This is a genomic window from Spiroplasma melliferum KC3, from assembly GCF_000236085.2.
Classification (GTDB): domain Bacteria; phylum Bacillota_I; class Bacilli_A; order Mycoplasmatales; family Mycoplasmataceae; genus Spiroplasma; species Spiroplasma melliferum.
On record NZ_AGBZ02000001.1, the window covers coordinates 292,072 to 316,538 of the forward strand.

22 protein-coding genes and 1 pseudogene are annotated in these 24,467 nt (G+C 25.4%); 15 read left to right on the forward strand and 8 right to left on the reverse strand.

Annotation, left to right across the window (positions count from 1 at the left end; translation table 4 throughout):
- Positions 1 to 252: 252 nt before the first annotated feature.
- Positions 253 to 2,049, reverse strand: coding sequence for an oligoendopeptidase F (pepF, locus tag SPM_RS01450; RefSeq protein WP_004027850.1), 1,797 nt, complete (start codon positions 2,047 to 2,049; stop codon positions 253 to 255).
- A gap of 130 nt (positions 2,050 to 2,179) precedes the next feature.
- On the opposite strand from pepF, the gene SPM_RS01455 reads away from it, so the two are divergent.
- On the forward strand, positions 2,180 to 3,532 hold the full coding sequence (locus tag SPM_RS01455; protein ID WP_004027851.1) for a M17 family metallopeptidase: 1,353 nt from the start codon (positions 2,180 to 2,182) through the stop codon (positions 3,530 to 3,532).
- A 69-nt stretch (positions 3,533 to 3,601) separates the two neighbouring features.
- Here SPM_RS01455 and mgtA (SPM_RS06970) read toward each other — a convergent pair.
- The 6 genes and pseudogenes from mgtA (SPM_RS06970) to SPM_RS01485 all read right to left on the reverse strand — a co-directional run bounded on the left by mgtA (SPM_RS06970) (position 3,602) and on the right by SPM_RS01485 (position 14,617).
- Positions 3,602 to 6,334 (reverse strand): annotated as a pseudogene (mgtA, locus tag SPM_RS06970) (magnesium-translocating P-type ATPase).
- Positions 6,335 to 6,815: 481 nt separating this feature from the next.
- A complete protein-coding gene (locus SPM_RS01465) occupies positions 6,816 to 8,381 on the reverse strand; it encodes an APC family permease (RefSeq protein ID WP_004027852.1) in 1,566 nt (521 codons plus the stop codon).
- Between the two features lie 198 nt (positions 8,382 to 8,579).
- Positions 8,580 to 11,294: a magnesium-translocating P-type ATPase gene (mgtA, locus tag SPM_RS01470; RefSeq protein ID WP_004027855.1), complete on the reverse strand. Its 2,715-nt coding sequence runs from the start codon at positions 11,292 to 11,294 to the stop codon at positions 8,580 to 8,582.
- A 348-nt stretch (positions 11,295 to 11,642) separates the two neighbouring features.
- Positions 11,643 to 11,927, reverse strand: coding sequence for a PTS sugar transporter subunit IIB (locus SPM_RS01475; protein WP_004027856.1), 285 nt, complete (start codon positions 11,925 to 11,927; stop codon positions 11,643 to 11,645).
- A gap of 175 nt (positions 11,928 to 12,102) precedes the next feature.
- Positions 12,103 to 13,734, reverse strand: a complete 1,632-nt coding sequence (locus SPM_RS01480) for a hypothetical protein (RefSeq protein WP_004027857.1) — start codon at positions 13,732 to 13,734, stop codon at positions 12,103 to 12,105.
- Between the two features lie 73 nt (positions 13,735 to 13,807).
- Complete coding sequence (locus tag SPM_RS01485; protein WP_004027858.1) at positions 13,808 to 14,617, reverse strand: hypothetical protein; 810 nt, start codon at positions 14,615 to 14,617, stop codon at positions 13,808 to 13,810.
- 183 nt (positions 14,618 to 14,800) lie between these two features.
- Here SPM_RS01485 and SPM_RS01490 point away from each other — a divergent pair, with 183 nt between their 5' ends.
- Positions 14,801 to 15,142, forward strand: a complete 342-nt coding sequence (locus SPM_RS01490; protein WP_004027859.1) for a hypothetical protein — start codon at positions 14,801 to 14,803, stop codon at positions 15,140 to 15,142.
- Positions 15,143 to 15,194: 52 nt separating this feature from the next.
- Here SPM_RS01490 and SPM_RS01495 read toward each other — a convergent pair whose 3' ends face one another.
- The gene (locus tag SPM_RS01495) at positions 15,195 to 16,316 is read right to left on the reverse strand and encodes a ComEC/Rec2 family competence protein (protein ID WP_004027860.1); all 1,122 of its coding nucleotides are present in this window, start codon (positions 16,314 to 16,316) and stop codon (positions 15,195 to 15,197) included.
- A gap of 337 nt (positions 16,317 to 16,653) precedes the next feature.
- On the opposite strand from SPM_RS01495, the gene SPM_RS01500 reads away from it, so the two are divergent.
- The 13 genes from SPM_RS01500 to SPM_RS01555 all read left to right on the forward strand — a co-directional run bounded on the left by SPM_RS01500 (position 16,654) and on the right by SPM_RS01555 (position 24,458).
- Positions 16,654 to 17,823: a hypothetical protein gene (locus tag SPM_RS01500; protein ID WP_004027862.1), complete on the forward strand. Its 1,170-nt coding sequence runs from the start codon at positions 16,654 to 16,656 to the stop codon at positions 17,821 to 17,823.
- A 198-nt stretch (positions 17,824 to 18,021) separates the two neighbouring features.
- Positions 18,022 to 18,942, forward strand: a complete 921-nt coding sequence (locus SPM_RS01505; RefSeq protein WP_004027863.1) for a rolling circle replication-associated protein — start codon at positions 18,022 to 18,024, stop codon at positions 18,940 to 18,942.
- A gap of 80 nt (positions 18,943 to 19,022) precedes the next feature.
- Positions 19,023 to 19,232 (forward strand): hypothetical protein, encoded by a 210-nt coding sequence (locus SPM_RS01510; RefSeq protein WP_004027864.1) that lies wholly within the window; start codon positions 19,023 to 19,025, stop codon positions 19,230 to 19,232.
- Positions 19,233 to 19,703: 471 nt separating this feature from the next.
- Complete coding sequence (locus SPM_RS06370; RefSeq protein WP_004027866.1) at positions 19,704 to 19,853, forward strand: hypothetical protein; 150 nt, start codon at positions 19,704 to 19,706, stop codon at positions 19,851 to 19,853.
- A complete protein-coding gene (locus SPM_RS01515; protein ID WP_004027867.1) occupies positions 19,853 to 20,101 on the forward strand; it encodes a hypothetical protein in 249 nt (82 codons plus the stop codon). The genes SPM_RS06370 and SPM_RS01515 overlap by 1 nt, the downstream gene beginning before the upstream one ends.
- 539 nt (positions 20,102 to 20,640) lie before the next feature.
- Positions 20,641 to 21,072, forward strand: coding sequence for a hypothetical protein (locus SPM_RS01520; RefSeq protein WP_004027868.1), 432 nt, complete (start codon positions 20,641 to 20,643; stop codon positions 21,070 to 21,072).
- Between the two features lie 3 nt (positions 21,073 to 21,075).
- A complete protein-coding gene (locus SPM_RS01525; RefSeq protein ID WP_004027869.1) occupies positions 21,076 to 21,255 on the forward strand; it encodes a hypothetical protein in 180 nt (59 codons plus the stop codon).
- Between the two features lie 205 nt (positions 21,256 to 21,460).
- Entirely contained in the window at positions 21,461 to 21,646 is a 186-nt protein-coding gene (locus tag SPM_RS01530) for a hypothetical protein (RefSeq protein WP_081799508.1), read from the forward strand.
- A 9-nt stretch (positions 21,647 to 21,655) separates the two neighbouring features.
- On the forward strand, positions 21,656 to 22,090 hold the full coding sequence (locus SPM_RS01535; RefSeq protein WP_004027872.1) for a DUF3627 domain-containing protein: 435 nt from the start codon (positions 21,656 to 21,658) through the stop codon (positions 22,088 to 22,090).
- A gap of 153 nt (positions 22,091 to 22,243) precedes the next feature.
- Entirely contained in the window at positions 22,244 to 22,447 is a 204-nt protein-coding gene (locus SPM_RS01540) for a DUF2649 family protein (RefSeq protein WP_004027873.1), read from the forward strand.
- A gap of 358 nt (positions 22,448 to 22,805) precedes the next feature.
- Positions 22,806 to 23,819 (forward strand): hypothetical protein, encoded by a 1,014-nt coding sequence (locus SPM_RS01545; RefSeq protein ID WP_004027874.1) that lies wholly within the window; start codon positions 22,806 to 22,808, stop codon positions 23,817 to 23,819.
- Positions 23,812 to 24,222 carry a hypothetical protein gene (locus SPM_RS01550; RefSeq protein ID WP_004027875.1) on the forward strand — a complete coding sequence of 137 codons (411 nt, stop codon included), beginning with the start codon at positions 23,812 to 23,814 and terminating at the stop codon, positions 24,220 to 24,222. The genes SPM_RS01545 and SPM_RS01550 overlap by 8 nt, the downstream gene beginning before the upstream one ends.
- On the forward strand, positions 24,222 to 24,458 hold the full coding sequence (locus SPM_RS01555) for a hypothetical protein (RefSeq protein ID WP_004027876.1): 237 nt from the start codon (positions 24,222 to 24,224) through the stop codon (positions 24,456 to 24,458). The genes SPM_RS01550 and SPM_RS01555 overlap by 1 nt, the downstream gene beginning before the upstream one ends.
- Positions 24,459 to 24,467 lie beyond the last annotated feature (9 nt).

Here is a 24,467-nt window from a genome sequence, read left to right on the forward strand (position 1 = left end):
TAAAAACAAAATAAAATTAATTTTTATCAAATTATTTGTAGGTTAAACAAATAATTTTAAAAATAATTTGACAAAATATTTTTTATTTTTAAGTATGTAAATTGTAAATCCAAGTGCAATAAATCTATTAATTTATACGGCCACAAAATAAAATAATGTTTCCTTTCCATTAAAAAATCAACTCCTTTCTGAGTTGATTTTTTGCACTTCATATTACAATTTACAATATAAAAAATTTTCTTTTAATTAATGTTAATTTAATAATTGAGTAAGATTATCAATCATTTCTGTTAATTTTGTAATTAAGCCATTATAAACATTAGCATCAGTATAATCAATTCCAATATCTTTTAAAATTGCTAATGGTTCTTTACGACCACCTTGTTTTAAAAAGTTTAATAAATATTCTGGATGGCCATTAATGACATCATTATAAAGTTTGAAAGATGCTACAATACATGTTGCATATTTATAAACATAATATGGTGAATGAAAGAAATGTAAAATTCGCGGTCAACTATATGATTTTTGTTGTAACTCATGTTTATCAAAAACAGTATAACCAAATTCATTAGATTTTTGTTCAAAAAGATTTGCTAACTTATCAGCATCTAAGGGCTCATTATTTTCAACCATTTTATGTGCAGCTCATTCAAAATCAGCAAAATGAATTTGACGAAAGAAAGTTGCCATAATTTCATCAATTCGATTTTGTAATAAATAAATTTTTTCTTCTTTACTCTCAGCATGTTTATATAAATAATCAAATAATAAGTGCTCATTAACTGTTGAAGCAACCTCTGCTAAAATAATTGGATAACTATTTAATGGATATTTATTGTTTAAATCTGCTAATAATGTGTGAACAGAATGACCAGCTTCATGTGCTAATGTGTTAACTGAACCAATTGTATCATCTCAATTCATTAAAATAATTGGTTCAACTCCTGAACCACCAGATGAATAAGCACCACTACGTTTATTAGTATCTTCAAAGTAATCAATACGGTGATCACTTCAAGCCAATTCTAATTGTGTTAAATATTCATTCCCTAATGGTTGTAAAGATTCACGTATCATTTTTTTTGCATCTTCAACAGTATATTTCTTATCTAATGATGCAATGTTTGTAACTAATTTCAAACTGCGATCAGTTGGATAAAACTTTTTAAATTTAAAATGTTTTTTTAATAACTCATTATATTGAACAAATAAATGACTATTTTCACGACCATATTTAATTAAACTTGCATAAATTTCTTCAGATACATCGTCATTATTTAATGATGCTTGTAAAGTATTTTTATAACCACGTAAACGAACAGACTCAACACTATGTTGAATAATTCCCTCATAAATTCGTGCAAAAGAATGTTTTTTATCAACTAAATGTTCAGAAAACAATTGTGCTGTTTTAATTCGAAATTCTTGCTCCCCCAATGGATCAGATTTTTCCATAATTTCACTATATACACTATTTGTTAATTCTGTTTTTGTTCCTTGATAATCAATAAAAGTTGGCTTTTTATCAGCATATGCTAATAAATCGTATAATTCATAAGCTACGCCTCGTGACCGTGTTACTAAAGCTAAAATTTCTTCATCACGTTCTGATAAAACATACTTTGCATTTTTAAAAAACTTACGATAACTATATTCATATGCACTTAGGGCAGAATCTTCTTTAATTCATGTCATAATTGTTTTTTCACCAATTTCTTTTAATTCTGGATCAACAAAAGCTAATTGACTTGAAATTTGACTTAAAGTGTTTGAATAAATTCCCGCTAATTCTTGATATGATAAATCAGTTGCGTCAATATCACCCATATGCAGATATTGTCCCATTTTATTTGCAATTAAATCAATTTCTTCATCTAAAAAAATATATTTTTTAAAAACAGTTATTTGATTTAATTTTCCTTTAAAAGTAATAATTTCTTCTAATTTTTTTACAATTTTTGCTAAATCTTTTTTTCATGCCGCATGATTAGGATATAAATGACTAAAATCTCATTTATATTGTGATGGTGCTTCATTTCGTTTCATTATTTTCTCCTCTTTCTTCTAAATTTACCTTTTTATATTATAACGGAAAACAAAATATTTTTATTGTTATTCTAGATAATGTTATAATATTGTGTATATAATTATCTATATAGAAAGAAGGAATTTTACAATGGTATTATTAAATGATAAAAAACAAGATTTAACACTAAAAGCAGTTTTTAAAGGCGACGAAATTAATCCATTAGTTGTCCAAGAAAACGGTGCAACAACTTTAATTTCAGAGCAAAAAACAATCTATGCTTATTTTGAAAAAGCATTAACTTTTAAAAATGCTGAAGATTTTATAAAAAATTTTATGCAAACAATTAAATATAGTTTAAACATTGATGTTAACACTTTCAAAAAAGGTGCTGAAGCAAATAGTCATATTTTTAAAGCTCTAGCTGAAGGAACATTATATGCTTTAAATGATAATTATAATTTAAAAACAAATAAAAAAGAAAAACCAGTTTATACAATTAATTTAATTCATGAGTGTGAAAAAGCGCCTGCTATTTTTAAAGAAATTCAAATTAAAATGGAATTTGTTAATTTTGCTCGTATGTTACAAGATACACCACCAAATTTAATGTATCCAGAAATTTTTGCTGAAAAAATTACAGCAATGGCAAAAGGAATCCCAAATTTAAAAGTAACAGTTTTAGATAAAAAAGAAATTGAAAAAGAAAAAATGGGTTTACTTTTAGCTGTTAATGCTGGAAGCTATTTAGAACCACGAGTTGTTGTCTTAGAATATTTAGGCGATAGTAATAAAAAAGAAAAAGTTGGTTTAATAGGAAAAGGAATTACCTTCGATAGTGGTGGATATAATTTGAAACCATCAAACGCATTAACTGGAATGAAATTCGATATGTCAGGAGCAGCTATTGTTTGTTCAACAGTATTAGCTTTAGCAAAAGCTCAAGTTAAAACAAATATTGCTGCCGTGGCTTGTTTAACAGAAAATCGAATTGGAGGAAAAGCAACTTTAACTGAGTCAGTTATTACTTCAATGAACGGAAAAACTGTTCAAATTGATAATACTGATGCTGAAGGAAGATTAGTTCTAGCTGATGGTATTACTTATGCTATTCGTAAATTAAATGTGGATAAATTAATTGAAGCTTCAACATTAACTGGTGCCATTCTAGTAGCATTAGGAAAATGATTAACTGGTGTTTTTGCTAATAATGATGCTTGATATGATCAATTTGCACAAGCAGCTACTAATGCCCATGAAGGAATTTGAAGAATGCCAATTTTAGAAGAACATACTGCTGTAATGCGTAAAACACCAATTGCTGATCTAACAAATGCTGAAAGTTCACGCTTTGCTGGTAGTTCAACTGCTGCTGCATTTTTATGTGAATTTGTAGAAGAAAAACCATATATTCATTTAGATATCGCTGGAACAGCCGATACTAAAGATGGGCGTGGAACTGGAGTAATGATTAAAACATTATTTGAATTGTTTAAAAAATAATTTTAAACATCTTGCAAAAGCAAGATGTTTTTTTATTTTGTATTAAAAATAGATTTACTAAAAGTAAATCTATAGTCATCGCTTAAAAATTTTAATATATAAATCTTTGACTCCTTGACTCATTAAACAATATCCAATCACTAATGCCGTAAAGAAAGCAAAGTACATTGCAGGTAATGGTGCTAAACTTAGTTTTGGTCCTAATAATGTAAATGGCAAGGTAATTCCAATCAAAATAACGACAATGCTGGATACCAATAATTGTCATGATGGCATTGATTGAAAGAACGGAATTTTTCTTGTTCGATACATTTGTACAATTAAAGTTTGTGTCACTAATCCTTCAACAAATCAACCTGTTTGAAATAAAGTAATTTGTTCAGCAGTAATATGCTGCGGATTGGCAAGAACCCCAAAATAATACCCCATAACAACAAAAGTTAAAACATCAAAAATTGAGGAGACAGGTCCATTAACAAAAACAAACGGTAAAATATCCTTTGTTGTTCAAGTTTGTGGTTTTGATAAAAAGTCCACATCAACCTTATCAAATGCTACTGCCAATTGGGATACATCATATAATAAATTTTGAAATAAAATTTGAATTGGCATCATTGGATGAAATGGTAATCATGCTGAAGCAATTAAAATACTCAAAACATTTCCAAAGTTCGAAGCAATTGTAATCTTAATATATTTTAAAATATTTCCAAAAATTTGTCGTCCTTGAATAATTCCCTTTTCCATAACTAGTAAGGACTTTTCTAATAAAATAATATCTGATGCTTCTTTTGCAATATCAGTTGCATTATCAACAGATATTGCAACATCACTTTGGCGCAGAACAGGTGCATCATTAATTCCATCACCCATAAAACCAACAACATGTTGGTTTTGTTTTAAAGCTGTAATAATTTTTGCTTTTTGTAACGGGTTTAATTTAACAAAAATATTATTTTGCTCAACAACATCACGGAGTTCAAATTCACTTAATTTTTCAATATAATCGCCAGTTATAACACCACGAATTTTTAAATGAACTCGATCACAAATTGCTCGTGTTACTTGCTCATTATCCCCCGTTAAAATTTTTAACTGTACTCCGTTTTTTCGCAATAATTGAATCATTTTTGCTGCAGAAGGTTTTGGTTTATCAAGAAAAGAAACAAAACCATAAAAAATTAAATTTTTCTCATCTTTTGTTGAATAATAAGTATCGGCATCATGGCCATGGTTATATGCTAATCCAATAACTCTTAGTCCTTAACTGTTCATTCGCTCTGCTGTTGCAGAAATCATTCGTAAATGTTCTTCTGTTATCTTTTCAACTTTTCCTTTATATTCAATTCTTGTACAATTTTTAATAATTTCTTCGATTGCCCCTTTGCAAATTAAAGTATGATGCTTGTCTTTCCCTGAAACAACAACTGTTAATTTCCGTCGATTAAAATCAAACGGAATTTCATCAATTTTTTGATAATCATCCTTAAAACTAGATAAATGATGATTATCAATATAATGAATGATTGCTTTATCTAAAGGATTTTTTAATCCTGTTTGAAAATAACTATTTAAATATAAATATGTTAATAAACGATCATCTTTTTTATTATCTAAAAACTGATAATCAACCAATTCGATCTTATCATTTGTTAATGTTCCTGTTTTATCCGTACATAAAATATCAATTGCTCCTAAATTTTGAATTGCTTCTAATTTTTTAACAACAACTTTGGCTTTACTAATTCGACTTGCACCACGTGCAAGATTAGAAGTCACAATCATTGGCAGCATTTCAGGCGTTAAACCAACTGCAACTGAAATAGCAAATAATAAGGCAGATAACCAATCATTTTTTGTAATTCCATTAATAACAAAAACAATTGGTACCATTACAAACATAAACGACAATAATAGTCAGGTTGTTCTTTTAATTCCACGATTAAAACTATTTTCTGGTGGTTTAGCTTGTAATGTTTTTGAAATTGTCGCATAATATGTTTCTGGTCCTACACCAATAACAACTGCAATTGCACTCCCTGAAACAACACTTGTCCCCGTATAACAAATATTTTCTAATTCTAATAAACTTGCTTTATGGCGATTATAACTAGCATGTTTTTCAACAGGTAATGATTCACCAGTTAAACTTGATTGATTAATAAAAAGTTCATTACTTCATAATATTCGAACATCAGCAGGAACCATATCTCCACTTGATAAATAAATTAAATCACCTGGCACTAATTCATGAATTTCTAATTCTTTTGCTTCTCGAATTAAACTAGTATTATTTTTAACTGACACTTCCGAAACTTTTTCATCATCTTCTAATCGAATTACTGTAATTGTGTTACTAACTAAATCTGTTAGTTTTTTCGTCACGAAAAAACTACGTATATCTTGAACATATGCAATTGTAGTACTAATAATAATCATAATAGCAATAATAATAACTCCAATAACTTCAAAACTATCACCACCTAAAGCAAAATAACTAATTATATTATAGGTCGCAATTAAAGCCAAAACAATGTTAAAAGGATTTAACAATACTTTTAAAAAATGTTTAAATCAATGAAATTTCATTTTTTCTTGCGAATTATCGCCATATTTTTTACCCATTTCTTCTGCTTCATCATAAGTTAAACCAAAATTCTTAAGTTCAAAATGTTCCAAAATTTCGCTTTGAGAAAACTGGGAAATTTGTTTAATCTCATCAGTTTTTAAAAAACCAATTTCTTTTTTTCGTCCCTTAAATTCTTTATTATTTCCCTTAAATTTAGTTATTATTTTTGCCATCCCAAGACCCCTTTCTTAAAAAATATTTTTACCTAAATTATAAATTTAGGACTTTTAACACATATATTAGCATTTTATAAATCAAATAAGACTTAAAGTAATAAAATTCCTAAATCAATAATATTTTTTATCCTTTTTAAATAATTTCACCTCAGCCTCTCATAATTTTATCCTTATGTTAATTATAGCGAAAATAATTTAAATAAAACATAATTAATAATAAATAAAAAAAATAAGAATACATTAAAATTTTTAGTACTCTTATTTTTAATAAACTAATTATAAAAATTTGCATTAAACTTGCTAAATTATCATCCGAACTTACAGGACCTATTATTTTTCCTTAAAAAGTTAGTTTTTTTATTAAATAAATATTCTTTCTTTTTTAATATAACTTTAAATTAATACTACTTTATATAATAGTAAAATCATATAATAGTAAAATCTAAAATTAATAAACTATCCTCATCATTTAATAAAATTATGTTTTATCCTTCTCTTTTGTTTCTGAACTTTCTACTAAATTTTTTGTAAAATCTTGCTTAGAGTCTTGCTCATTAAATTGCATTGGCATAGTTAATTTTTTATTAATTGTATCATTATCTTTCATTCATATTCCAAATCATGGCAAAACTAAAATTAACAGTAATAATACAATTGCTAAAATAGGGCCAGTTTTTTCTGGCATTACAATAGCATTTAAAAAATATGAATAAATGTTATAACCAATAATAGCAATAATACAAATAACACTAATAATTGCAGCTGGAAGAAAATATCAATTTTTAATTGTTGTAATCCGTTGATGATAGCGATTTCATATTCCCAAGCCAATAATTGTCCCATACATCAGAAATGCCATCACAACACCAGCATTGCTAATAAAATCATAAAAATTATAAGTTTCTTTTGCAAAAATAGTTGGAATTCCCATAATTAATCCTCACACTAGTGTAATCATAACTGATGCTAAAAAAATTGCAAAATTAATACTATATTTTTTCATAATTTTATTTCATAACTTTGCACCAATAATAAAATTATCTTCAATTGAGGAATGGCTTAGTTTAACTAAAGAAAAACTATATCCATTTAAAGTTCCAAAAGCACTAATTAAAATAAAGAAGAAAATAATTCGTTCAAAAATTTTATTAACAACAGGATTATTAAAAATTTTTCCAGCCGCAGCAGCAACACTTCCTCGAGCATCTAAATTTAAAGTTCCAATTGAAACAAGTAAATAAAGAATTGTTACTGATGCTAATCCTAATACTAAAGCTAATGGAATATTTCGTTCTGGTTTTTTAACATCCTTTTGAATATATGTTGTTGATAAAAAACCATCAAATGAAAACAAAATCCCTGGTAAAGCCATTAAAATCATTTCAAATCCAGTTTTATTAAGAACTAATTTATATTTATCAGGATCACCTAAACCACTTTTGCTTAATGCATTAGGGTCATTGTTAAAAAAGAACATTCCAATTAACCCAACTAAAATTAATGGAATTAATTTTAAAACAACGGTTACCATTTGAATATATTTCCCTGTTTTTTCTAAATAAGTACAAATATAAATTAACAGGACAGTATAAATAACTGAAAAACTAGTTAAAATTAATTGATAATTCGCATAACCACCAACTTTTTCACTAAATGCAATTTCTGCCATTAAACCACCACCAAAGGCTCAGATTGAAGCTTTTGTTGTATAATACGCAACAGTGAAAGTTGTTAACGGAATATAAATATGGTTCATAGCGTTCCTCACTACGCGGCCAAACCATTTGCCCCCGAACATTTTTGCATACAAAGCAATACCTGAATTTGAATCTTGTTTTGCTGAAGAAATTTCCATAAATGATAATCCAAACGAAAGAGCCATTAGACCACCAATTATCCAAGCAATTAAACCTAGAATTCCATTCCCATTAGTTAAACCATACACCCCTTCGTTTTTAAAAAAGATTCCTGTTCCAATAACTGTCCCAACAACCATACAAAAGCACATAAAAAATCCATATTTTTGTGCTGTTTTTTTCTGCATAACTTCACCTCATCATTCTTATTAATTTTTATTGTTTTTTAAAACTATGAAAATTTAAATAATACTTAGTATATTATTTCATAATCAAAATTTTAACATAAATCTAATTATTATTTTAACATTAAAATAATAATTATTAAAATTAAAAGGAATGTTTATTTTTCACAACCATTCCTTTTACCTCTTTTTAAAATTATTTTATAATCAACTTTTTGTCACTTTAATATAAGCAACTTTTGATAATTGAGCAGTGATACAATACGCCCCAATAACTCCCAAGACGATTGGAATATATACTAATGGTGGCGCTGTCATTGGAAAGACATTGTTCAATGCATATGGAATTAAGAATCCTAATAGTACAACAATTCCTGTCGCAACATTAACTGGTCAAGTTGGTTTTGATTGAATAAATGGAATTTGTTTTGTTCTAAACATTAACATTACAACTGTTTGAGTAATTAATCCTTCAATAAATCAACCCGATTGAAAAATTGCAACATGATAAGCAGCATCTGCTGAAGTTGGATCAGCATTATATGCATTAAAAACACCAAAGCCATACCCTAAAATAATAAAGGTTATTACATCAAAAACACTGCTAATTGGGCCGTTAACAAAAGTAAATGATAACATGCCTTTTGTACGTCAACGCTGTGGTTGCAATAAGAAATCTTTATCAACGCGATCAAATACGACTGCAAATTGTGAAAAATCATAAATTAAATTTTGAAATAGCATTTGAACTGGTAACATTGGCGTGAATGGAATTCATCAGGCTACAATAATTAAAGTAAAAACATTTCCAAATTGTGATGCCATTGTTATTTTAATATACTTTAAAATATTTCCAAATGTTAAACGCCCTTGTTCAATTCCTTGTTCAATTACATCTAATGATTTTTCTAATAAAATAATATCTGATGCTTCCTTAGCAACATCAGTTGCATTATTAACTGAAATTGCAATATCACTTTGTCTTAATACTGGTACATCATTAATACCATCACCCATAAAACCAACAACATGATTATTAGCTTTTAACAAACTAATAATTCGTGATTTTTCGGTTGGATTTAATTTGACGAAAACATTATTAATTTCAACTGCACGTTTTAATTCATAATCCGTTAATTTATCTAACTCTTCACCAGAAATAATTCCTTTAATTTTCATTCCTACGCGATCACAAATTGAACGCGTTACAGCAGCATTATCTCCTGTTAAAATTTTTAGTTCAACACCACGAGTAGCCAATACCTTAACCATTTTTGATGCTGATGGTTTTGGAATATCTAAAAATGTTGCATAACCATAAAAAATTAAATCTTTTTCATCATTAATGTTATAAACTTTTTGACTTTCATTAACAATTTTATAACCAATTCCTAACACACGATATCCCTGATCATTTAACCGAGTTACTGTCTTAATGATTTGTTTTTTCATTTCATTATCTAAATCAACAATTTTATTTTGATAATAAATCTTATTTGAAACATTAATAATTTCTTCAATTGCTCCTTTTGAAATTAATTTTGTGTCTGCTGCATTTTTAACAATAATTGTTAAACGACGGCGTTCAAAATCAAATGGAATTTCATCAACTTTTTGATATTTATCAGGGGCAAAATGATGCGAACTTTCTTTAACATAATCAATAATTGCTGAATCTAGTGGATTTTTAATTCCAGTTTGAAAATAGCTATTTAAGTATAATAATTTTAATAAATCTGGTTCTTTTTTATTATCAAAACTAGCATAATTAATTAACTCAATTTTATCATTTGTTAATGTTCCTGTTTTATCTGTACATAAAACATCAATTGCTCCTAAATTTTGAATTGCTCCTAAATTTTTAAATACTAATTTACTACGGCTCATTTTACGAGCTCCTCGTGCTAAATTACTTGTCACAATCATTGGTAACATTTCAGGTACAATTCCAACAATTGCTGCCGCTGTTCATGTTATTCCTCCTAATCAATCACTTTTTGTTCCTGAGTAAATTAAGTAAATAATTGGTGCCATAATCAACACAAACATAATTAATAAAAATGTTACTCGTTGCACTCCTGTTTGAAAATTAGTTAAAGGGCGTTTTTCTTGTAATGCACTTGAAATTGACGAAAAATATGTTTTAACTCCCGTTTGAATAACCACTGCAATTGCACTCCCTGAAACAACACTTGTACCCATTAAGCAAATGTTTTCTAATTCTAATAAATTAACATTATCTGTTGTTGCATGCTTCTCAACTGGCATTGATTCTCCAGTTAATGAAGCATGATTAATAAATAAATCACGACTAACTAAAATACGAACATCAGCAGGAACCATATCCCCACTTGATAAGTAAATCAAATCTCCTGGCACTAAATCACGAACATCAATATCTTCTGATTTTTTAATCAATTCAAACATATTTTCGTAACTAATGTCAGTATATCCCATAACATCTCGAATCACTGTTGCTTTATTACTAACAATATTAATTAATTTTTTCGTCACAAAATGTGCTTTTATTGTTTGAATATAAACAACTGTTCCACTTGCAAAAATCATAACTGCTACAATAATTGCTGGTAAAATATCAGCAATTCCCCGGTCAGCAATAGGGGTTGAAAAATACTCATAAAAATTATAAATACTAATTGCGATTAGTACTAAATTAAAAGGTCCAAAAAATGATTTAAAAAAATTTAGAACTCAATTAAATTTAGTAGTATCTACTTTATTGTGTCCATATTCTTTTTGTAAATCTTCGACATCAGTTGCCTTTATCCCAAACTGATTACTTTTAAATTCGTTTAATAATTCAGGTTGGTTAAGTTTTGAACATGCTTTTAATTTTTTATCATTAAAACTTAGCTTTTTTAATAAAGCTTCTTTTGTTCTATCTCTTCCAAACATGATTTGTTTCCTCTCTTACTTTGTTTCATGACACAACAAAATAAGATAAATTAACACAACTAAAAATATTAGCAATTATAAATAACTGCGGTGATTATCTTATTGATGGTCAGAAACAATATTAAATAATGTATTACTTTTGTAAAAATTAATACCCTTAATAATCCGGCTTAATTGTAACATGAGTCCGGACTGTTCCTGTTGTACAAGCATAGAAATCACCACTCTTTCTTTTATAAAAATAATACCCATATATTTTAGCATAAAAAATAAGGCAAATACACCTTATTTGAAAAAAATTATTTTAAAATTAAATAAAGTAAAAAATTTTTATTAAAAAATTTAAACTTATAATGTATTAACAAAATCAATAATCCCTTTTGAATCATTATTAATATATAATTCTGATGGTAACACAGCAACTTTACTATTGATTGCAATAGCAGCTACTTTTGCTGATAAATACTCAACTTGGGGAGCTAATAAAATAATATTATAATTATTCTCTAATTGCTCTGGTGTTATTACAAAAAATTGCATATCATAATTATTTTTAACAATAACATCATTAATTTTATCTAAAATTCGATTAGCACTAATTCCTGCCGAACAAATTAAAGCAATTTTTATCATTTAGACCTCCATTTACTACTTAATAATCTTTTTAAATTATACTGATTATAATTTAAAATGCAATCATAACAATAAAATGTTCCTATAGTAAATTAAGTTAATAATTTTTTAAAATAAAAAATGCTTTAATTATTTAATAAAAGCATTCTTTTTTTATCTTAATTTTTAAAAATAACTATTTTCCTAAAATTTTAGAATTAATATCTAGAATAAAAATTAGATGTAAATCCGGATTAGTTGTTTCAAGCAAAATCATCGTGTCATTATTCGATTTAACTTTAAACTTAATATTATTAATATTAATTCGCATTTCTAGTGCTGATTTTAAATCAGTTATTTCAGCAGCTGTTTTTCATACTCCATCTTTTTCATCTTGATATTCAATTTGAACTACGCCACTAACTAGTTCTATGGAAGTATTATCAATTGCATCACTACTATGTCCACTAATTTTCAATATTGAAGGTATAAGTTTTTTAATTTCTTCACTAAGCGGAATTGAAAAATTAAAATCTCACCTAACAAGTTTTACTTTTATTGATAAATCAGTTGTTAAATCATAATTAAATATTTGATTAATAAATGCTTTAATTTTATCAATAGAAAGAATGTCAATAAGTCCTTCTGTCCCTGATGTTATTTGAAACCAACCTGGTGGAATTTTTTCATATTTAATATTAACAGTTGTAGTTGATAATAATCAATCAACTTTTACTACAATTGAAATTGGAGTTCTGCTATCTGACCATTCACCGCTTTTGCTTTTTCATCCTTCTAATAAATTATGTAAAATATGTTCTAAATTAGTGCTAAATTGAAGGGTTCTTTTTTTATTTTTAGTACTTGGAATATTTTGATTAACATCTAAAAACCCATCATTATTAATTTCTCGTGGTTTCTCAAATAAATATTGTAATAGTAATAAAATTAAATTTTGTGATTTTTGTTGCTCACGTTTTTCGAGAACAAAATTACGAAAATGAATAATATCTGGTGCTAAACTATTTAAAATATTAAGGTATTTTGCTATAATTTTTATTTCTAGAGTATTGCCCAGCACAAGATCTTTTTTTATCGTTTCATTAATTTCACCATTTTTAAGCATTTCATCAGCAAGTGGTAAATTCATTAATTCATTAACAAATCCCTGTCATTCTTTTCAATTTTGATCATCCGCATTAAATGACGTTGGAATAACTTTTGGCAAACTATCAAAAAGATGAAATGATGTAATTAACGATAAAATATTCCCAATTGCTAAGTTAGCACCTTGAAATGAAAGATTCATTTTAGACAAAATCATTGTTATACTTTCATTTAATTTTTGAACTGTATCATTTGCTCATTTTAAATTATTAGTAGCAACATGAATTAAAAAATTTGAATCATTTGTTTTTGGATTAGTTAATTCTTTATCTTTATAATCAGCAACGACAGTTAATTCACCATAATGGGTAGTCCCATCTTCTGCAATTTCAATAGGCGTAAAATTTGTTTGTGTTAGCATTAAATCATCACTAAATTCTTTAAATTTACTTTTTAAAATGCTAAAAGCATCATCACTATTAACAGTTTGGTATTCATTACTATCAACAACAAGAGGTGATAATTCACTAAAACTAGTTAATCGTTTAATAATTCGATTTTTTTCATAATCACCACTAGTTCCCCCATTGTTATCATCGTCTCCCCCACTCGTTGTATCAATATCACGATGTCCAGCAGGGGTAGGCGCACATCCATTCAAACCAAAAACAGGTGAACTTATTAAAATAACACTACTTAAAATAACTAAAATTTTTTTCATTATTTGTATCTCCTTTTTCATTTTTTAACTTTTAAAATTTTATTTATTTAAAAATAACATTTAGAAAACTATTCTAATTCAAGCACTCTCGTTGATAACCATTTACAATAATTTTTAATTCTTTTTCACTACGTTTATTTACTAACATATGCATTTGTAAAGACTTAATAGCATTATCTAATTCACATACATTAATGAAACTAAAATTTTCCTGAATATTTTGTTTTTTTAAAATTAATGAAAGTTTTTTAAACATAACTGTACTATTGACAGAAAAAGCAAGGGAAATTAAAACAAAAACATTTTGTGAAAATAATACAAGAGAAATATTATTTTCATTTAAAGCATAATGAAATGGTTTAAATGTATTAATATAAGCTAAAATTTTGTTAATTAAGACAATTTTTAAATATTTTGTTCAATATTGTTTAAAAAAATATATTGTTGCAATAAATGAAATAAGACCTAGAAAAATAACAATAATCATATTGTCTGAGTCTTTGATCGTAGCTTTATGAATTGCAAATATTGTTATTAAACTAACTTTAAATACAATGGAAAAAAGACAAATAATTGAATCATTATAATAATTAGGAAGCAATTGTTTACCAATTAAGATTCATAAACTAATTAAGCAAACTGTTAAAGTAAGGAGATTACGAAGAACCAATAAATTCGTTGTATCCATTAGTAAAAAATAAAAACTAATTTGAATTCCAACTAAGAAAATAATTGTTAAACTTTGTTTTATTTTTTTCTTCAAAACAGTAAGATTTGTAAGATATGAAGCAAAATAAACAACAGCAAAAAAGACTAATATTTTAGCAATAAATAATATTAATGGTCAATCAATATAATTAATTTCAAAAAATAGCCTGTTCACTTTTTACACCTTACCTTTTAAGAAATATTTTACCTTATTTGGAAATATTATATAGATTTATTGTTAAAAATGCAAAAATGTTTTTTAAAAATAAATGTTATAATTAAAGTGAGTTTGATAATATTAATAATTAAAAATTATTAATATTATCAAAAAATAGTATAGTAGGAGGTAAAAACAGCGATGTTGCCAGAAAAAATTGATCTTTTTATCGATGAACATGTTGATAAACCCTTATCAGAATATATTAAAGAAAATCCAAGATTTATTTTAGAATTTGTTAATAACTTATCATGAGAAGAAAAATTTGAATTAATTAATGATTTTGTTACAGAAAATGATGAAATTAACCACGCAGTTAATACTTTAAATAAATATCTTTCTTTATTTATTGAAGAAGAAATTAAAGAACGCCTTATTCAAAATATTTCAGAAGAAGAATATTTACGTCATAAAGCAATTGTTGAAATTTATGAAAAAGCTAAAAATGAAGGAGAATTAAATAAAAAAGATTCTTCTAATTAAAAAAATAATACATTTAATCAAATGTATTATTTTTTTAATTAATTACTTTTTATTAAAGAGAATTTAAAATTGTATTTTTAGAATATTTTTTATCAATAATCTGTCCATTTTTATCTAAATAAATAGTAATTGTCACTTCAGTATTGTTAATTTTTTCTAATTGACTAGTTGTTAAACCATTATATGGTTTTCCTGTCATACTAATTTCTTGACAACCACTTTCTTTTAATTGATCAACAATATTTCCATCTGGAAATTTGTGGCTTGCCGCTCCCATAAAATTACGTCATGATGTATTTTCTTCATCATATGTACCTGGAATATAACAATTTTTTGGATTTAATTTTTCAAAAAACGATTTGCTAAGAGAATTCCTACTTCCATGATGTGGTACTTGATAAATATCAATATTTTTGAAAATATCAGGTTTTTGGCTAGCAATAGCTTCGCCAAGTTCTTTTTCAGCATCACCAGTAAATAAAAAATCTGTTGGACCAATTTTAAAATATAATACATTTGATAAATTATTGCGATTTACTTGTTTTTTATGGCTTTCTTTATCAAGGAAATCTTTTGCAGAATAACTTCAATTATGAAACTTAATACCATCAAAGGTATAAAATTCTTCTAACTTGTCATAAATTTTTGTATTAGGACTAATTGAATCACCAAATTTTTTCATAAATTCATTTGCTTCATAATTAAAAATAATATTATCAACTTGGAAGTTATTTAAAATACTTCTGAAATTTGAATAGTGGTCAGTATGAAAGTGACTGAAAAAAATAGCAGAAATCTTATTAATTCCCTTTTCTTTTAAAAACTTAGTTGGTCAAATATTACCATTATATAATTTAGTATTTCATACACGGGGTGAACCACCAATACCAGTATCATAAACAATTGCTGTCTCACCTTTTTTTATAAATTGAAATAAACCACTACCAGTTGATAACATTGTATATTCATAAAATGGTTTTGTTTCATTATCCTTTGTCTCATCATCTATTGATACTTTCACATCTTGAGAATCCTCATTAAGTTTAGCATCAATATTTTCATTTGGTAAATTTGCTTCTTCTGAACCATTTGAACAAAATGTACAACTCACAATAGAAGTAACAAATATATTATTTATTGATAAACCAGTTAATAAGGCTAATATTTTTTTCATTTAATATTTACCTCGCTTTCTTTATTAATAAATAATAATTTGTTAATTTAAAATACAAGCAAAAACAAACAAAACTTTTTCATAGTATGACCTGATTGTAGCATTTCTTAAATGAAAATGTTTTGCTATTTTTTCATATGTTTATGTTGCATTAAATTTTAAAAACTAAAATAATTATTTTATATAACTTATTTTTATCAAATTATTTGTAAATTATTATTATAATTTTACAAATAATTTGATAAATGTTAAATTTATTTTTATTTATATTAATTTATATCATGATAAATATATAATGAATTTTGAAAAATATTAAATAGTAAAGGTAATAATATTAATGAAAAAACAAAAAAAATTAATTTATACAATTAATATAGTATTAATTTTTATCGTAGGGTTTTTATTAACTATTATTTTATATATGTTATATCATGCTTATTTAAGCCAAAAAACAATTTTACTAAATTCAATTATTAGTAATCCAAATTTACAAACAATTAAAACTAATGGGTACCATCTTCCGACAGAAACTCAAATTAAAGCTACCTTAAAACAAAAGTTTCCAGAATTAAATATTAATAAAATTCAAATTAAAAATAACATTACGGCTACTACTGCTACAATTATTTCTAATGATTTTAATGTTTACCGAGGTTCAGTTACTCTTAATTATTTTCTCGATAAATCAGTGTTAAATCAAATTAATTTAAATCAACAATATGTTCCAAATCAAACTTGAATGCAACAACGTGGTTATAATGGTTTATGAATTAGTAAACATCCAGCAACAGACCTTGAAAAAAATTTAACAAATGCTTTTTTAAGTCATGCTAAATATCCTGACTTGCCATTTTATGAAAAACCAGAATTTAATTCATATGAAGAATTATCAAATTTTTTGAATCCAAAAACTAGAACATCCCTAACAAACTTCATTGATAACTATTGTCCAGCATATATTAATACATTAAAACAATTAATGGTAAGATTTTATAATTACGTAGCTAGTAGTTGAGGAAAAAATAATGTTAATAATGTACTAAAATGAATTGATATTGCTCAAGTTCTTGATGCAGACGGATATGGTCATTTCGACCATCATATTCAAATCCATGCGCGAACATTACAATGTTATTATAATTCTAAGGGAAATCAAGAATTTCATAGTGGTTATTCTTCTGTTCTTGATCCATTTAGAGTTTTTTTCCATGAGTTAGGACATATGTTAGACCATTTTTTAAAAAGCAATATGCATATAAATATAAGTAATAAACTAAAAGATTTTTTAATAAGTAAAATTATTAATTTTAAGAATTGGCAAAGTTTAGATAAAGAAAAAATTTTTAAATTATTCCATCTTAGTTCATATTCTTTTTCTAGTTTATATGAAGTTATTGGCGAAGGATTTGTACACTGGTTTTTAATACCAAATGAATTAAAAACAAGAGCGTGAGAATTTTGACATGAATTTTTGACATTATATTTACCAAAATTAAATGAATTTTAAAATGTTTATTTTTATATTGTATCTAACTATTTAATTAGGTAGAATTACTTTATTAACTAACACAACTCAACATAATATAACTTTATTAACTAACACAACTCAACATAATATAACTTTCAATTATATTGGAAGTTTCAAATCTTAAAAGGTTTCCTAGCACGAAACTTAAATATAGTTGAAAGGAGAATTTATATAATTATGAATAATGTTTTTGTTTATGATAATTTAAAAAAAGGTAATAATAATTATATGAATTCTTTAAATTATATTAAAAAGGAGTATTATATTAAAAAGGTTTATTATGGTAATTATGTTAAAAATGTAGTTCTTCCTTTGGAATTAATAAATAGTAATCCTCGTAATGAGTTAGGTGTTAAAAATACTGGTAAAAATGATAGAAAGTTATTAAATAGTCGTATTCGCTCTCAGGGTAGTTGTATTCGAAAAGCATATCATAATTTTTCAAATGTTAAAAATTTGAGTTTTCTTACATTGACTTATTCTTTAAATGAGACAGATGTTAAAAAGTGTAAGTATGATTTAATGAAGTTTTTTCAAAATTTAAATCGTTGATGAAATAATCCTATTAGAGCAAAAAATCATAAAGGACTTTTGAAATATATGTATACTTATGAGTATCAAAAAAGAGGCGCTGTTCATTTTCATATAATTTTAAATCAAAGAATACCTAATAGTGTTATATTGAATTATTGAAAATATGGTATTAATAAAAATATTAAAGTTCGTGCTGGTTCTAATGAAGATGTAGTAAAATATTTGGCAAAGTATATTGTTAAGACTGCAAATGATAATAAAAGTCAAAATCATTATGATTTAAATATCAAGGCATATCAATTTAGTAAAAATTGTAAAAACCCAAAAGTAAAAGTTGGAGTTGTTGAATTATCTGAACAAGATTTAATTTATTCCATTAAGGATAATTTAAATTATTTTGCTTTTGCTGATAAAAATGGTTTTCAAATTGGTTTTAGTTGTGATACTTATAAAGGTTTAGATAAGTTTAAGGATTATAAAAAATATGTTTCTGTTGATAGTAGAATATTTAGAAATTATATTAAAAATATTGATTATAGTAAAAATGAAAATGTGCGGTGTTAAAAATAGCTTCTACGTTCAATTTCGAAATTGAATGTACAAACTTGTTAATTCAAATACGTATTTGAAGGGAGATTAATTTTATGGCAGATAGAGATGTTAAATGTAAAGAATGTGGCAAAATTTGAACTTTTACTACTAAAAATACAACTTATAATAGTTTTAGGGGTTTAGCAAAAGATACTATGATATCTTATGGTCATTATTATTATTGCCCTGATAATAATTGTTTAGGTATGTATAAACATCGAAGACAAGATAATTGTTGTATTCATAAAAAAGTTTTAAAATAAAATAAAAAAAAGTGATAACTGCCTAGCACAACAATTATCACATATTAATTAAAACAAAAAAAAAAAAAAACAATGTAGAAATTTATTTTTTTCTTGTATTATTATATTAACTTAAACATTTATTATGTTTGAGTTTCAAATCTTAAAAGGTTTCCTAGCACGAAACTTAAATATAATTTAATGTATTTTAATTGTAAATTGTAATATGAAGCAGAAAAAAATCAACTTTGAAAGGAGTTGATTTTTTTAATGGAAAGAAAACATTATTTTATTTTGCGGTCCTTAGTAACTAAGTATGGAAAAGATAATGTTATTAATACTGTTAATAAGATAGTAACTAATAATGTAAAAGAAAATGAATAAATTATCCGCGTAATTTATTAGCGGTGATTTATTCAATATTGTTTATTTTGAGCGTAGCGAACACGCGAAGCGTGCCGCGCAAGCTAAATTTCTAGGAGGAATTAAGTTATGCCAGTATGGTTAACATGAATATTTAGTATTGTTATTATTTTAGGAATTCTTGCTTGAATTGGTTTATCGATTTATCAAAAAATTCGTCAAATTCAAGGAAAGAAAAAAGATAAAAAAGAAATTAAAAATAAGGAGGATAAAGAATAATGTTAGGTATGTATTTAACAACAGCTGTTAATTTTCTAGCTGCAGATACTCCTACTATTTCAGGAGGAATGGATTCTATTTGAACTGGATTGGGTAATGCGATGATGAAAGTTAAAGATGCTGTTTATGCTGTGTTACCACAATTAATGACTTTTTTAGGTGATGCTTGAATTATTTTAATTCCATTTGGAATTTGAGTAATTATTAAAATATTAAACTTTTTCCGTGTTATGGTTAAAGGATTTTAATATTTATTATAATCGATCATATATCTTAGCTATGGCACACTAGCTTTTATGTGAATTGAATAAATAATTTTGTTGTTTATTTTTGCACTATACACTGTCTACAAATTTATTTTTAAATAAATTTAATTATTTTGGTTATTATTGATAATGTTAACAAGATGAAAAATCCTGTTGTGGAAATAAATATGACTATATCGCCAATAGTAGTTACATTTATATTGTTTATTGTTCATAATATTGAGTCTATTATGAAATATTTTTTTAGTAGTATTTAATAGAAATAATGTTGTAAAAAGTATTTCTTTTTTCAAAAACTTGTAGGCAGTATATAGTGTAAAAATATCAACTTAATTATAAACGTATAATTTTATATTTTAATAGCTATTAGTTAAAACTAAGTAGTTATTTTCAGTGTGCCTTAATTTTTTGATTTTTATATATTTAACAATGTTATTAACAGTGTTTATTACAATACATATACATTATTTAAGCATTAGATATAACAATGTTTGTTACAGTAAATGTTAAGGAGTATTTATATGAAAAAAATTATAGATAGTATCGAACAAGTAATTTCGATTTGTGGTCAAGATTTTGCAAAGTGGCCTAATAAAATGGCACCAGATGTTTTAAAAGCAACTTATGAAATGTTAAAAGAATATCAAGAACGATTAAATCATCATGAAGTGGATGAAATATTTTCTGAAAGTGATCGTGAACAAATTTTAGAAAAAGTAAAAAGTTTTTATGAAAATAAACTTGTTGAAAAAGATAATCATATAACTTTTTTAGAAAATACTATATCAAGTGAAATTGTATTAAGAGATGAATTAATTGAAAAATTAAAACAAAATCAATTAAAGAAAAGTGATTTTGTATATATTCAAGGGAAATCATTAATTATTGGAACAGAAGGTGCTTATGTTATAAAATCTGAATTCAAAGAAAAAATAGAAAGTTTAGAGGAGTAAAATATGCAAGATTTATTAGATGAAATTAAAATGAAAATTAAAACTATGCAAGCTACTTTAATTCAATTAAATGAATATGAAATTCATCATGAATCCGTTAATATTATTCGAAAAGAAATGAGTTTTTATCAACATATCGCAGAACATTTAGAAAGTGAAATGAATAAAAATGGCAAATTATAAAAGGAATATTGTGATAATTGTCATTGAATTTTTCATCAAAAATTAAGAGAAAGGAAAAAATTATGTTAGGAATTTGAATATTTTTTATTAAACGTAAATGTCAAATTTGTCATTCTATTTTGAATAAAAAATTTGTTGGGGAGGTTGTATTTTAAGTTAAATGTTTGCTCAATGCAGTGCAATAGAAAGCGAGTTGATTTGAGTAATGTATCAGAAACCAAGTTATAAAAGTGGTTCTAATCCGCCATTGTGTAAATATAATACTATAAAAGTTATTGATATAGAATGATTTATTGGTTATAACGGTTTCCAATCTTTTCGCAGAATAATTGAAAGTAAATGATTTGCCGGTATTAATACTAGTAAAAACGAGTTATATGTGTGAAAGTAAGGTGTTTTTATGAGTTTTTATAAGAAGAATATTAACGTAGAAAATTATTTTATTCGAAGAGAATTTATAGTTTTTAGAACAGATAAAGCTTCATTTATAAATTTACCTAATCACAATAAACATATTGGTTTTTGATTAAGTAATAGATTTATTTATTTTAGTGAAAAACATTCTGATCAAGTTGCTATTGGTTTGATTTATGATAATTCTTATCCTATTGTAAAATATAATGAAAATTTAAAACGTCATGTATGAAAATATTTAACTGGAACAGAATTAATTAATTTATATAATCAATATAAACAAAATTATTTTACACAAATGAAAAAAGCATTATTTCCGGGTGAACCTCAAAAAGTAAAAACAAATAACCATAATAATTTAACAAGTTGAAGTGTTGAAAAAGAACAAGAATTAATTAATGATTTGAAAGATTTAAATTAAATGAGTTTATATGATTACTGAGTTCAATTTGTTAGTTATATTATTGGTTCAAATGCCCCCGAATTTCTATATATATTATCTTTTGTATTATTTATAGTCTTATTTTTTGGAATGTTTTTTAAAATCATTCAAAAAATGTGAAGCTTTTAAATTATGATAAAAGATTGAGAAAAATTAAAAGAGTTTTTTATTCATGTATTTTTATTTATAGATAAATCTAATGTTGAAAGTATTACAACATGAAATTTAACTCAAAATGAATATTTAACTTTTATGATTGGTATTTGAATTGTTATTTTATTTTTAACTTGGTTTTTGTTGTGAATGGTTTTTAAAATAGTTAGTTGTTTTAAATAATTAAATTTTGTTATTATTATGGTTTTCTCTCCCCACAAATTTTTATATAAATATTGATATTATTCTTTTGATTATTATTATTCCTGCTCCTATTAAAACTGAAATAATGATAAATCAAATAAATGATAGGTTATTAATTTCTATTGTATTGAATAATCATATTATTTTATCTAATATGAATAATTCTTTTCCAAAAGGATTAAAACCTAAAAATAATAATATATAGGGCATTATTGGTGTGAATGTCCGTAGTATTGATAAAAAAATACTAAGTATTTTTATCACTCTCCTTTTTGATTTGTGGGGAGAGAAAACCATAATAATACTAGTTTAATTATAAATAACTATTGGAGGTAAAATGAAAAAGTTTATATTTTTTCTAAAAAATTATTGTTATATTAGCGGTTCAATGCTTTTGTTTAGTTTAGTTGATTTATTATTTTGAATTATTTCTTTAAATTATACCGGCTTAGTTTTTTGATTATTATTTGCTTTGCAATGTATTTATTTTCTTTGGTGATTATGAAAAAATATTTTTTATCAGTTAAATGCGTTTAGGTTAGTTAATTTTGTTTGAGATAATCCTTTATCAGTTATTATCGGTAAATTAGGAACAGGGAAAACATTACTTTTAACTTATTTGTCAGAAACAATGAAATTATTAACAGATAAAATTTATAGTAATTATCCATTAGAAGATGACAAAGTTAAAGTTTTAACATTTAAAAATTTAGACTTTACAGATAGAACAAAACCAGTTCCCCCAGATGATAGTTTAATTTTGTTTGATGAAAGTTTTTTATATATCGATGGGACAAGCCCGCACGATGAAAAAGTAACTCACCGTGGCAAAATTCCTTGAATTGTGTTGGCAAGACATTTTGGACATCGTGCTTTATTTACTGCACAACGCGAAGGTATGCTTTGAAATAATATTCGCCAATTAGCTAGTGGTATTATTATTCCTATTTCTTTGAAAAAACCAATTGTTAAAAAAGGATTTAACTTTTTTAATAGATTCTTTATTATGCGAATTGGTATTTTTCAAGATATTACTGATTATGAAATTTGAAAAACCGAGTCTGTCAAACGTACAGCCGAAGGTAAACATGCAAAACATAGATCTGATGTTGGATTAGGAATTCGGTTTTTTAAAATAATTATCCCATTAGAAATCGCCCAAAAGTATGAAAGTAAATGATTGTCATTTGTTCGTGAACTAAAAAATGATGATGTTCCTGTTACTAAAGAGTACTATTGAACACAACTTAAAGATTTAACAATAAAAGAACGTTTAGAATTGTTAGACATTGATATTTTAAAGAAAAATTTAAAACCTAAAAAAGAAAAAGGAAGTGGTAAAGATGATTAATTTATTTGCTGAGAATAATAGTAATTGAGACAAAATTTTTAGTTTTATTTTTGATGTATTTTTGTTTATTTTTGATGTGATTTGAAATACTAAATTGCCAATGACAAATACAACGATTGCTTATTTTATAATCTTTTTTATGGTTATTAAATTATCAATTTATGCTATTCATGGTACATCAACACAATATAATGAATTAGGTTCAACTGTTCAAAATAGTACATCAAAATTATATTCTGCAACAGCTCGTGGTGCTCGTGGCGCTGTTAACACTGGCAAAGGTGTAAAAGCACATTTTAAAGAACGTAAACAATTTAAAATTAATCGTAATAAACAACAATTATCAAGTTTAGCTAAACAAGCAAAAACAAGAGAACAAGCATATAGAAGGATACATAAATAATGATTAGATTAGTTTTATTAGTTGCGGCAATCGCTATTTTTGGGACAGGTTTTATAACAGTTATTATAAATCAACTTACATCAGCAAAAAATATTATTATGGATTTATATAACTCAGATACCTGGTTACTTTCTTTGTTTGGCAAAATGGCAATTTTGTTTAGTCATCCATTAATGTTAACAATATCAAGTTTATATATTGTTGGGTTTATTGTTTCAAAAACATTGTATAGTTAGGAGTTGAAT